Source organism: Yersinia sp. 2542 StPb PI, assembly GCF_048593855.1.
GTDB classification, from domain to species: Bacteria; Pseudomonadota; Gammaproteobacteria; order Enterobacterales; family Enterobacteriaceae; genus Yersinia; species Yersinia enterocolitica_E.
Genome location: NZ_JAZGQA010000134.1, coordinates 1 through 12,371, shown reverse-complemented (window position 1 = coordinate 12,371; position 12,371 = coordinate 1). Strand labels below are relative to the sequence as shown.

Sequence of the window (12,371 nt, the reverse complement as noted above, 5' to 3'; positions counted from 1 at the left end):
CGATGGCAGTGACCCAGATGCGCTATACACCATTGAACATCACCTTTCCGCTGAGAAGTTCGACGTGTTGGAGAAGGCTGCCGTTGAAGCATTCAAGCTGGGTTATGAAGTGACAGATGCTGAAGAGCTGGAAGTGGAAGATGGCTCATTAGTGATGTGTTGTGACGTGATCAGTGAAGTTGCACTAAATGCTGAAATCATTGATGCACAGGTTGAACAACTGATTGCACTGGCCGAAACCTGTGGCGTTAACTACGATGGTTGGGGCACCTACTACGAAGACCCGAACGCCGAAGATGACGAAGAGGGTGATTTCGACGGTGAAGAGTTGGTGGATGAAGACGACGACGGTAAGCGCCACTAAATTACCCTTCGTCCTTGACGCTATAGCGGTGTTAGCTGCACTCACTCACCCGAATCACTGACTTGAGTCAGCTCATCGGGATTTGCTCGTTTGCTGCCTTGCTATAGCGCCAATGACTTTGGGTAATTGCCTTGGTGCTTGACGCTATAGCTGCGTTAGCGGCATTTTCCAGCTAATACTATCAGGGCGCTCGATGCGCCCTGAATAATCACAGTTTTTTCAACATCGTCACTTCGCAGTCCACATGGCCGGTATTGCCCATCGAACAGTTAATATGCTCAAAACCCAGTTTCTCATATAAGCCAATGGCGCTGGTCAGGCTGGCAGTGGTTTCCAGATAGCAGCGACCAAAACCCTGCTGACGAGCAAACGCCAACGCTTGTAACGCTAACTGTTTTGCCAAACCTTTACCGCGTAATATGGGCAGGAAATACATTTTCTGCAATTCACACAGATCGGCTTCGCCACCTGACAACGGTGCTACGCCGCCGCCGCCAGCGATATTACCGTCGACCTCGATCACCCAATAAGCGCTACGTGGCTGACTATATAGCTCAAACAAGTGATCCAGATTAGGATCAGATACGGTATAGCCTTTATCTGCGGTCAAGCCGAATTCAGCCGAAACATCACGGATAACATTGGCGATAGCGAGATTGTCTGCGACAGTGATAGGGCGCACCAGCAGACGGATCGGTGTGGCAGTGGTCATGGCGTATTACTCTATAAACCAATGGGTAATAACATAGTAATAATCTGTAATACCATCTATACCCGTCATACTTCAAGCTGTATGTGCGTTGGTTGCACTCAATAACCCGAATCACTTACTACCAGTAAGCTCATCGGGATGAATGAGCCTCATCCTGCGGGCTGGCATAAATGCTGTTCAAATCGGTTCCCGACCGATTTGTCTCTCGCTTGCCGCCTTCCTACAACTCGAATTATTTAGGGTATGACACTGAATGAATGTAATGATAAAAAAACAGCGGCTAAATAATTAGCTCGCTGTTCTTATCAGGCTGTCGGGACCCGGGTTAATTACAGAGCAGCGATGACTGCCTGCTGCTCAATTAACTTTTGTTTGGCTTCAGCACAGGCCGCCATTCTTTCACGCTCTTTGGCAACTACCGCTTCAGGCGCGCGCGCCACAAAGCCTTCGTTACCCAGTTTGCCTTCGATACGCTCAATCTCGGCTTCCAGTTTTGCGACTTCCTTCGCCAAGCGATCCAGCTCAGTGGCTTTATCGATCAAGCCCGCCATTGGAATCAGCACTTCTGCGCCTTCAACCAGTTTGGTCACCGACACCGGGCCTTTATCACCGTCAGCGAGCAGAGTGAGAGAGGACAAGCGTGCCAGCGACTGGATGAAACTCTGGTTTTCTAACACACGGCGCTGAGCTTCAGCACTGGCTCCACGCAGTATGACTTCCAGCGGCTTACCTGGCGCGATGTTCATCTCTGCACGGATATTACGCACCGCAATGATGGTTTGCTTGATCCACTCCAAATCACTCAGGGCTTTCTCATCGACCTGGCTGGCATCATATTCTGGGAAAGGCTGTAGCATAATGGTATCTGCTGTGATGCCTTTCAGGGTTTTAACCCGCTGCCAGATAGTTTCAGTGATGTAAGGAATGATTGGATGCGCCAGGCGCAGCAATGCTTCCAGAACCTCAATCAGGGTATGACGGGTACCGCGCAGTTCAGCATCAGAACCACTGTTCATCACCGGCTTGGTCAGCTCCAGATACCAGTCACAGAACTGGTTCCAGGTAAACTCATACAAAATACCCGCCGCCAGATCGAAGCGGTAAGTATCCATCGCTTCACGGTAGGCTTTGATGGTCTGATTGAATTCCGCCAGAATCCAGCGGTCAGCCAGTGATAGCACCATTTCGCCGCCGTTCTGCCCGCAATCTTGTCCTTCAGTATTCATCAGCACGAAACGGCTAGCATTCCACAGCTTATTACAGAAGTTACGATAGCCTTCCAGGCGTTTCATGTCCCAGTTGATATCACGGCCGGTAGAGGCCAGCGCTGCCAGCGTAAAGCGCAGGGCATCAGTGCCGTGCGGTTCAATACCATTCGGGAACTGTTTCTCGGTGCGCTTGCGGATTTTTTCCGCCAACTGTGGCTGCATCATGTTACCGGTACGTTTTTCCAGCAACTCTTCCAGTGAAATACCGTCAACCATATCCAGTGGGTCGATGACGTTACCTTTCGACTTGGACATTTTCTGCCCTTCGTCATCGCGAATAAGACCGGTCATATAGACGGTCTTAAACGGCACCTGCGGCTTACCATTTTCATCTTTCATAAAGTGCATGGTCATCATGATCATGCGAGCAATCCAGAAGAAAATAATGTCGAAACCACTGACCACAACACTGGTCGGGTGGAAGGTTTTCAACGCATCGGTTTGCTCAGGCCAGCCCAATGTGGAGAATGTCCACAGACCGGATGAGAACCAGGTATCCAGCACGTCTTCGTCTTGACGCAATGCCACGTCTGCGCCCAGATTGTTTTCGCGGCGCACTTCAGCTTCATCGCGGCCGACGTACACTTTACCTTGCTCGTCATACCAGGCCGGAATACGGTGGCCCCACCACAGTTGGCGAGAGATACACCAATCCTGAATGTCGCGCATCCATGAGTAATACATGTTTTCGTACTGCTTAGGCACGAACTGAATTTCACCGTTTTCTACCGCTTCAATGGCAACTTTAGCCAGCGGTGCTGTGCGTACATACCATTGGTCGGTCAGCATCGGCTCGATAACCACGCCGCCACGGTCGCCATAAGGCACCGTCAGGTCGTGCGGTTTAACCTCTTCCAGCAGGCCAAGTTTATCAAATTCAGCGACGACAGCTTTACGGGCAGCAAAACGTTCCAGACCCTGGAATTGTTCTGGGATTGCACCGCTGCAAGCATCGGTAGCTTCACCGTTAGTATCAAACACTTCAGCTTCAGCACGGATATCACCGTCGAAAGTCAGAATGTTGATCATCGGCAGGGCGTGACGTTTACCTACTTCATAGTCATTAAAGTCGTGCGCTGGGGTGATTTTCACGCAACCGGTGCCTTTTTCCATATCGGCGTGTTCATCACCGAGGATCGGAATACGGCGGCCAACTAACGGCAGGTAAACTTCTTTACCGATCAGATCTTTATAGCGCGGATCTTCCGGGTTCACTGCAACACCGGTATCACCCAATACGGTTTCCGGGCGAGTGGTGGCGACCACCAGATAATCTTTACCTTCGGCGGTTTTGGCACCATCGGCTAGCGGATAACGCAGATGCCACATGGAACCTTTGGATTCGCGGTTTTCTACTTCCAGATCAGAAATAGCGGTGCGTAGTTTTGGATCCCAATTCACCAGGCGCTTGCCACGGTAAATCAGATCTTCTTGGTGCAGGCGAACAAACACTTCTTTAACCGCATTAGACAGGCCATCGTCCATGGTGAAACGCTCACGTTCCCAATCCACGGAGTTACCCAGACGGCGCATCTGGCGAGTGATGGTGCCGCCGGACTCGCCTTTCCACTGCCAGATTTTATCGATAAACGCATCGCGGCCATAATCGTGGCGGGTTTTGCCTTCTTCTGCGGCAATCTTACGCTCAACCACCATTTGGGTTGCGATACCGGCATGGTCGGTACCCGCCTGCCAGAGGGTATTTTTCCCCTGCATGCGCTGGTAGCGAATCAAGGTATCCATAATCGTCTGCTGGAAAGCATGGCCCATGTGCAAGCTGCCGGTTACGTTTGGCGGCGGGATCATGATGCAATAGCTTTCTTTACTGGTATCGCCGTTCGGTTTGAAATAGCCCTGTTTTTCCCAGTGTTCATACAGCGGCTGTTCGATTTCTTGCGGGCTGTATGTTTTATCGAGGGACGGCTCAGTTTTGTCGATATTAGAAGGTGTGTTTTCCATTTTCTTTTTATTTCAATTAGTTGGCGGCGTTGCCGTAGTCAAGTGGAAGCCGACGCTGCGATAAGACTTATATCGGTCGCGCGCCAACTGTTTCAAATTTTCTTCGTAAGGGACGAAGTCTACCACTTCATGGAAAGCGGTGGCAAAACCTGCGAACTCTGGCAGCAGGCTGATAAGCAGGTCGCGGGGTGAATTACCGCGCCGTTCCGGCCAGGCAAGTTCGACTGGCGCGCCATATTTTGGCCCTTCACCGGCCAGATTGTGTGGCACAAATTGGTCTGGTGCTCGTTGCCACAGGGCTTCATCCAGCCGCTGAGCCTGTTCCTGACTTTCACAGGCGATTAGCACCCGTTTGCCCGCCCGCCAATGGACAGCTGCAACTTCGCAGGCCAACGCCTCATGAGCACGTAGTTCACCGGCGGGCGTGTCGTGTTCGAGCAGGTAAAAGGTGGCGTTTTTCATAGGTTCTCAGCACCCTTGGTCCTTGACGCCGCAGGGGTGTTGGCTGCACTCACTCACCCGAATCACTTGACTGTGTAAGCTCATCGGGATGAGTTCGTTTGCCGCCTACCTGCAACCCCAATGAGCTTGGGTGTATATCAAATGGAATATATCAAACGATTAATCGTCGCCGTTTAGTCCTGCACGATTTAGCAGGAACTGAGACAACAACGCGACCGGACGGCCTGTTGCACCTTTGTTCTTACCTGAACGCCATGCAGTGCCAGCGATATCCAGATGCGCCCAGCTATATTTACGGGTAAAGCGCGACAAGAAGCAGCCTGCGGTAATGGCTCCACCAGCACGGCCACCAATATTTGCCATATCGGCAAAATTGGAGTCCAGTTGCTCGGCGTATTCATCACCCAGCGGCAAGCGCCATGCACGGTCACCGGCTTGTTCGGACGCCCCAATCAGCTCATGAGCCAATGGATTATGATTCGACATCAAACCGGTAATGTGGTGCCCTAATGCCACCACACACGCGCCGGTCAGTGTCGCGATATCAATCACCAGTTCTGGATCAAAACGCTCAACGTAGGTCAGCGCATCGCACAGTACCAAACGGCCTTCCGCATCGGTATTCAACACTTCGACTGTTTGGCCGGACATGGTGGTTAGAATATCACCAGGGCGATAAGCACGGCCACCCGGCATATTCTCACAACCCGCCAATACACCAATTACGTTCAACGGCAATTGCAGCTCAGCCACCACCCGCATCACGCCATAAACGGTTGCTGCACCGCACATGTCGTATTTCATCTCGTCCATGCCTTCGGCCGGTTTGATGGAAATACCACCAGAGTCGAAGGTCAGCCCCTTGCCTACCAGCACAATTGGCTTAGCGTCAGGGTTCGGATTACCCTTATATTCTATCACCGACATCAATGATTCATTCTGCGAACCATGGCCAACAGCCAGATAAGAGTGCATTCCCAGCTCTTTCATCTGTTGCTCGCCAATAACGCGAGTAATGATGTTGGTGCTAAACGCATCGGCCAGTTGGCGCGCCTGAGACGCCAGATACGCGGCGTTACAGATGTTGGGTGGCATATTGCCCAAGTCTTTAGCGGCTTTGATACCAGATGCCACAGCCAGACCGTGCTGTATTGCGCGCTCACCGCTGGTCAATTCGCGGCGGGTTGGCACATTGAACACCATTTTACGCAACGGGCGGCGAGGCTCGGTTTTATTACTTTTAAGTTGATCGAAGGTGTAAAGCGTTTCTTTGGCTGTTTCTACCGCCTGACGCACCTTCCAATAAGTATTGCGGCCTTTAACATGCAGTTCAGTCAGGAAGCAGACTGCCTCCATTGAACCGGTGTCATTAAGGGTATTGATGGTCTTCTGGATCACTTGCTTGTACTGGCGTTCATCAAGCTCACGCTCTTTACCACAACCAATTAACAAGATGCGCTCGGAGAGAATATTCGGCACATGGTGCAGTAACAGCGTCTGCCCGACTTTGCCTTCAAGTTCACCACGGCGCAATAAAGCGCTGATGTAGCCATCACTAATTTTGTCGAGTTGTTCGGCAATTGGAGATAGACGACGAGGTTCGAAAACGCCGACTACAATACAGGCACTGCGCTGTTTTTCCGGGCTGCCGCTCTTTACACTGAACTCCATGCACTCTCCTGAATCTTAAAGACAAAGGCGGAAGCTGCCGCTAGAATGTAGCGCTCCGCAACGATCTCTCTCCGTTGTGTTAACGACGTGTGTTAACCTTAACGGCATAAGTTGTTTTGTTTTGGCGACTATAAGCATGTTCCTATAGGACACCTAAACGCTAGATGCTGTAATACTATTTTAGCTGTGAAGGTTGCCATATGATGAGAATAAATGGCGGATTAACGATGAAACTATCGATTTTCCTGCAAAAAGACAAGTTTTCACAGGCGTATTAGCGTGATCATCATTAGATATCTGGTACGGGAAACACTTAAGAGCCAAATTGCGATTCTGTTCATCCTGCTATTAATCTTCTTTAGTCAGAAGTTAGTACGGATATTAGGCGCTGCGGTCGATGGTGAAATACCGACAAACCTGGTTTTATCCCTTTTGGGGCTCGGTGTGCCGGAAATGGCACAACTTATCCTGCCATTGAGCTTATTCCTTGGCCTGCTGATGACGTTGGGCAAATTGTACACGGAGAGTGAAATCACCGTGATGCATGCCTGCGGCATGGGCAAAAAATCCCTCATAATGGCTGCATTGATTCTGGCGCTGGTGACTTCTGCTCTGGCGGCGGTTAATACCATCTGGCTTGGTCCGTGGTCTTCTAAACATCAAGATGAAGTATTGAACGACGCCCGCGCTAACCCAAGCCTGGCCGCTTTGGCCGGTGGGCAGTTTAAGTCTTCAACCGATGGCAATTCAGCCTTATTTATCGGTAATGTGACAGGCAAAGAGTTTAACCGTGTATTTTTGGCACAATTGCGGCCAAACGGTAATCAACGCCCCTCTGTGGTTGTGGCAGATAGCGGCCATATGACCGAACGGCCAGATGGCTCACAAGTGGTTATTTTAAACAAAGGTACCCGCTATGAAGGCACCGCGTTGTTGCGCGATTTCCGCATCACTGATTTTGTTGATTACCAAGCAATAATCGGCCATCAGGAAGTGCAACAAAACAACAATGTGGCTGAACAGATGAGCATGAAACAGCTATGGCGTGCAAATGAACCCGATGCCCGCGCAGAGTTTCATTGGCGTCTGACACTGATTGTATCGGTGATTATCATGGCGTTGTTGGTGGTGCCACTGAGTGTTGTCAATCCACGTCAGGGGCGAGTGCTGAGCATGTTGCCGGCAATGTTGCTGTATTTGATTTTCTTCCTGTTACAAAGCTCCCTGCGCTCTAATGCAGGTAACGGCAAGCTGGACCCACTTGTCTGGATGTGGACCGTAAACGGTGCATATCTGGCGGTTGCGGTGGTATTGAACCTGTGGGATGGCCTGCCGGCTCGTAAGTTACGTGCGCGATTGAGAGGTGCTGCCTGATGTTTGGTGTATTAGACCGTTATATCGGACGGACTATCCTCAATACCATTTTGATGACGTTATTCATGCTGGTATCGCTCTCTGGCATCATCAAGTTTGTCGATCAGCTACGTAAAGTCGGGCAGGGTGACTACTCAGCAGTTTCCGCTGGCATGTACACCCTACTGAGTATCCCTAAGGATATTGAGATCTTTTTCCCGATGGCGGCGCTATTAGGCGCATTGCTGGGTCTTGGGTCATTAGCGACTCGCAGTGAACTGGTGGTGATGCAGGCATCAGGTTTTACCCGCATGCAAATCGCTGCGTCGGTGATGAAAACCGCGATTCCGCTGGTATTGTTGACAATGGCGATCGGCGAGTGGGTTGCGCCTCAAGGTGAGCAGATGGCGCGTAATTTCCGCGCTCAGCAGATGTATGGCGGTTCACTCTTATCAACGCAATCGGGTCTGTGGGCGAAAGACGGTTCTGACTTTATCTATATCCAGCGGGTATCGGGTGACAATGAACTGACCGGGGTTAACATTTATCATTTTGATAAACAAGATCGCCTGCTTTCGGTGCGTTACGCCGCAACAGCCACTTATGACGACAATATTTGGCGTTTATCGCAGGTTGATGAATCTGATCTTACCAATCCTAAGCAAGTGACTGGTTCTCAGACCTTGACTGGCGAGTGGAAAACCAATCTGACCCCAGAGAAACTGGGGGTGGTTGCGATGAATCCCGACTCGCTCTCCATTCGTGGTTTATACGATTACAGTAAGTACCTGCGGCAAAGTGGGCAGGAATCGAGCCGTTACGAGTTGAACATGTGGGGCAAGATATTCGCACCATTCTCAGTCGCGGTAATGATGCTAATGGCGTTGTCATTTATTTTTGGCCCATTACGTAGTGTACCGATGGGGGTTCGGGTGGTTACCGGTATCTTCTTCGGCTTTGTTTTCTACGTACTGGATCAGATTTTTGGTCCACTTAGTTTGGTTTACAGCATTCCACCGGTCATCGGTGCACTGTTGCCGAGTATACTTTTCCTCCTAATCAGTGTTTATTTGCTGCTAAAACGGCGTTGATGGCGTTTTTTTCGACACTTAGACTAAACTTGGTGGGATAACAGTTGCATGCAGATCATTGCTAGGTATAATTCACCTCGTTCTCCGCATACTACTTCAGTGCCGAAGTGGCGAAATCGGTAGACGCAGTTGACTCAAAATCAACCGCCGCGAGGCATGCCGGTTCGATTCCGGCCTTCGGCACCATTAGTATGTAAAGAGACGTCTACGGACGTCTTTTTTTATGTCTAAAATCCAGTCCCCGCAACGCTCTTCTCGCTTTTTCACTCAACATAAGTCAACCTGATTCAATCTACATCAACTTACTGATGTGGGTACAATTGCGGGTATATCCCGGTTCGATAATGTTTGTACCCACGCAGAACCCTTGAAAGGATACTCAACATGGCTCTGAGTGATGTGAAGGTTCGTACAGCCAAGCCTGAAGCAAAAGCCTATAAACTTACCGACGGCGAAGGCATGGTGTTACTGGTTCACCCTAACGGCTCGAAATACTGGCGGCTACGCTATCGCTTTGGTGGTAAAGAGAAGATGCTGGCGCTGGGGAAGTACCCTGAAATATCGTTGGCTGATGCCAGGGCACGGCGTGACGAAGCTCGTAAGCTGTTAGCTAACGGTGTGGACCCAAGTGAGAGCAAGAAAGCCGTTAAGGTAGAGCAGGAGCAAGAAGCGATAACTTTTGAAGTGGTAGCCAGAGAGTGGCATGCCAGTAATCGTCAATGGTCAGAAGCTCACAGTGCTCGAGTGCTCAAAAGCTTAGAGGACAATCTCTTTCAAGCCATAGGCAAACGGAATATTGCAGACCTCGGAACCCGTGATCTTTTGCCTCCAATCAAAGCCGTAGAGATGTCTGGACGTCTTGAAGTGGCTTCCCGCCTGCAACAACGAACCACAGCAATAATGCGCTATGCGGTACAAAGCGGTTTAATTGATTACAACCCCGCGCAGGAGATGGCTGGTGCCGTTGCTACCGGTAAAAGAAAACACCGTGCTGCACTTGAATTAAACCGTGTTTCAGAGTTACTTCATCGCATCGACTACTACAGTGGCAGGCCATTAACCCGGTTGGCGGTAGAGTTGACTTTATTGGTCTTTATCCGTTCCAGTGAATTACGCTTTGCCCGTTGGTCAGAAGTTGATTTTGAAACCGCCATGTGGACCATCCCTGGAGAACGAGAACCATTGGAAGGTGTGAAGCATTCACATCGAGGTTCAAAAATGCGCACTCCCCATCTTGTCCCCTTATCCCGCCAAGCTCTCGCCATTCTGGAAAAGATCAAAAGCATGAATGGAAACCGTGAACTGATCTTCGTTGGCGATCATGATCCACATAAACCCATGAGTGAGAACACGGTGAACAAGGCTCTACGAGTTATGGGATATGACACGAAGGTCGAGGTTTGTGGGCATGGCTTCAGGACGATGGCTTGTAGTTCATTGATTGAGTCGGGATTGTGGTCGAGGGATGCAGTAGAACGACAGATGAGCCATCAGGAACGTAACTCTGTGCGTGCGGCTTATATTCATAAGGCCGAGCACTTAGATGAACGTAGACTGATGATTCAGTGGTGGGCTGATTACTTGGATGCGAATCGGGACAAAGGGGTTAGTCCGTTTGACTATGCCAAGTCAACTTCGGGAAAACCATTCGGAAGGTTATAGCTATCTGATTGTAATAGTTTTTAAGGTTGGGGTGCTGTTTCGAGCTTGACATGTTTTTTGTAATTTTTACAAATTACCAAAAAAGAATTGACGCCATGCCAATCTCGATGTTTAATAGCTTTAACTTCAGTCATGGTAATTATTGAAAATTACCATAATTGAAGATGAGTGGGAAAGTTCTTGGCGGAATGCCCACAAAGCTAAAATTCGAAAGCGAGGGTTTAAACATGGCGACAATTAATCAATGGGCTGAAATTAATGCTAACTACGATGATACTTTACTTCTTGGGAACGGTGCAAGCATCGCTGTAAATCCCGATTTTGCCTATCGTAGTTTATGCGAGAAGTTGGCAGAACTTAGTAGTGATGGGCAGCTGACAGCTTTGTTCGAACAATTTGAAACGCAAGATTTTGAGCTGATCCTGCATCGGTTGTGGATTGCTACACAAGTAAACCAACAGCTAGGTGTGGCTGAAAATGCAACAACAGAGAAGTATAAGCTGCTCAGAAATTTGCTAATAGAGTGTGTTAGCCAAAACCATCCTGAGCACTGTGAGGTGTCGGATAAGTTGGCAAAAATCCGTACTTTTATTGGCGAGTTCAAGACAGTTCTTTCACTAAATTACGATCTAATTGTGTACTGGGCATCTTTGCTTGTAGATACAACTACTGGAAAATTAAAGGATTGCTTCATCAACCGTTTGTTCAATGAACAATTTGATTGGAGTGATTTTAGAGATTTACATTGGAAAGATCGTGCAGGAGGGTATAACGCTACATGCTTAGTGTTCTATCCACATGGTTCTCTAATTTTGGCCCAAGACTTCAGTGGTCAAGAGTTCAAGCTACATACGGCTCCTCACGGTGACGGAAATTATCTTCAGCAAATATCACAACACTGGGATTCTGGAGTAGTAACGCCGGTTTTTGTTTCTGAAGGGACAAGTAAGCAGAAACTTAGCGCCATCGCTCGTAGCCGATATCTTGACACTGTTTACCGAGAAGTTTTGCCAGAGAAGAAAGAAAGCATCGTCATCTATGGTTGGAGCATGGGAGAGAATGACTCACACATACTTGAAGCGTTAAGAAAGAGCCAACCATCCAGAATAGCAATTTCAGTTTATAGGCCTGATATTCCGGATTGCGATGCAATGGAGAGACATTTAAAAACCGTATTTGGTCAAAACTTAATTGTCGACTTCTTTGACAGTGAGAGCGCTGACTGCTGGTGTAACTAACTATAACGTTGTGGGGGGAGCCCCCTTTAACGAGGATGAAAATGGAAAAAATCGTCTATAGCGACATCGCAAATTTTATCCCCGGAGTTAACTTATCACGCATAGAGTCGGAAGAATCAGGTAAAGAGTATCGTTTTTATACAGCACAACTGCACCAGGACGACGATTGGCAACCTGAAGTGATGGTTTCGGATAAAGAACAGGTGGTTAAAAGTTCCTCGTTACTAAAAGTGACAAGCGAAAATGATGTCATCATCAACCTAGCTAATGCTAAAGCGGTTCTTGTTAAGAAGGTTCATGCAGGGCGGATATTGGGCAATAACTTTGTTAAGGTCGAGTTGGATGAAAGCAGAGTCTCTCCATTATTCTGGATTTGGCATTTCAATGAGAGCAAAGTCATAGCCCAACAAAAATCATCCATTCTACAGGGGTCAACTGTACCTAAGTTAAATCTACAAATGGTTCGTCAATTTGTACTCGATTTGCCTGGACTACAAAAGCAACAGGCGATAGGTAAGTTGTATCTTCATCTTAGGATGAAGGATTACTATCAGTACCAATTAATGAAAATAAAGCAACAATATTTTTTTG

At 48.8% G+C, this 12,371-nt stretch carries 10 protein-coding genes and 1 tRNA gene; 7 read left to right on the top strand and 4 right to left on the bottom strand.

Annotated elements, in window-relative coordinates:
- Positions 1-364, top strand: a 364-nt coding sequence (gene rraB / locus V1952_RS15410) for a ribonuclease E inhibitor RraB (protein ID WP_420075049.1), incomplete at its 5' end; no start/stop codon positions are given.
- Between the two features lie 208 nt (positions 365-572).
- Here the strand turns inward: rraB and V1952_RS15405 are convergent.
- The 4 genes from V1952_RS15405 to pepA form a co-directional block, all read right to left on the bottom strand.
- Positions 573-1,076: a GNAT family N-acetyltransferase gene (locus tag V1952_RS15405; protein WP_372557872.1), complete on the bottom strand. Its 504-nt coding sequence runs from the start codon at positions 1,074-1,076 to the stop codon at positions 573-575.
- Between the two features lie 329 nt (positions 1,077-1,405).
- Positions 1,406-4,303, bottom strand: coding sequence for a valine--tRNA ligase (locus tag V1952_RS15400; protein WP_420072104.1), 2,898 nt, complete (start codon positions 4,301-4,303; stop codon positions 1,406-1,408).
- A gap of 12 nt (positions 4,304-4,315) precedes the next feature.
- The gene (locus tag V1952_RS15395; RefSeq protein WP_004704882.1) at positions 4,316-4,765 is read right to left on the bottom strand and encodes a DNA polymerase III subunit chi; all 450 of its coding nucleotides are present in this window, start codon (positions 4,763-4,765) and stop codon (positions 4,316-4,318) included.
- A 159-nt stretch (positions 4,766-4,924) separates the two neighbouring features.
- Positions 4,925-6,436 (bottom strand): leucyl aminopeptidase, encoded by a 1,512-nt coding sequence (gene pepA, locus V1952_RS15390; protein WP_005186600.1) that lies wholly within the window; start codon positions 6,434-6,436, stop codon positions 4,925-4,927.
- Between the two features lie 279 nt (positions 6,437-6,715).
- Here pepA and lptF point away from each other — a divergent pair, with 279 nt between their 5' ends.
- The 6 genes from lptF to V1952_RS15360 all read left to right on the top strand — a co-directional run.
- A complete protein-coding gene (lptF, locus tag V1952_RS15385; protein WP_372557874.1) occupies positions 6,716-7,810 on the top strand; it encodes an LPS export ABC transporter permease LptF in 1,095 nt (364 codons plus the stop codon).
- Positions 7,810-8,880: an LPS export ABC transporter permease LptG gene (gene lptG, locus V1952_RS15380; protein WP_083160821.1), complete on the top strand. Its 1,071-nt coding sequence runs from the start codon at positions 7,810-7,812 to the stop codon at positions 8,878-8,880. The genes lptF and lptG overlap by 1 nt, the downstream gene beginning before the upstream one ends.
- A 101-nt stretch (positions 8,881-8,981) precedes the next feature.
- A tRNA-Leu gene (locus tag V1952_RS15375) sits at positions 8,982-9,066 on the top strand.
- Between the two features lie 198 nt (positions 9,067-9,264).
- Complete coding sequence (locus V1952_RS15370; RefSeq protein ID WP_420075048.1) at positions 9,265-10,542, top strand: tyrosine-type recombinase/integrase; 1,278 nt, start codon at positions 9,265-9,267, stop codon at positions 10,540-10,542.
- Between the two features lie 227 nt (positions 10,543-10,769).
- Entirely contained in the window at positions 10,770-11,780 is a 1,011-nt protein-coding gene (locus tag V1952_RS15365) for a DUF4917 family protein (RefSeq protein WP_420075047.1), read from the top strand.
- Between the two features lie 41 nt (positions 11,781-11,821).
- A partial coding sequence (locus tag V1952_RS15360) for a restriction endonuclease subunit S (protein ID WP_420075046.1) occupies positions 11,822-12,371 on the top strand: 550 nt, incomplete at its 3' end.

Bases quoted from the DNA above. Each gene is read 5' to 3' on its own strand.
- V1952_RS15405 (WP_372557872.1), bottom strand. From the start codon at position 1,076: ATGACCACTGCCACACCGATCCGTCTGCTGGTGCGCCCTATCACTGTC.
- V1952_RS15400 (WP_420072104.1), bottom strand. From the start codon at position 4,303: ATGGAAAACACACCTTCTAATATCGACAAAACTGAGCCGTCCCTCGAT.
- V1952_RS15395 (WP_004704882.1), bottom strand. From the start codon at position 4,765: ATGAAAAACGCCACCTTTTACCTGCTCGAACACGACACGCCCGCCGGT.
- pepA (WP_005186600.1), bottom strand. From the start codon at position 6,436: ATGGAGTTCAGTGTAAAGAGCGGCAGCCCGGAAAAACAGCGCAGTGCC.
- lptG (WP_083160821.1), top strand. From the start codon at position 7,810: ATGTTTGGTGTATTAGACCGTTATATCGGACGGACTATCCTCAATACC.
- V1952_RS15370 (WP_420075048.1), top strand. From the start codon at position 9,265: ATGGCTCTGAGTGATGTGAAGGTTCGTACAGCCAAGCCTGAAGCAAAA.
- V1952_RS15365 (WP_420075047.1), top strand. From the start codon at position 10,770: ATGGCGACAATTAATCAATGGGCTGAAATTAATGCTAACTACGATGAT.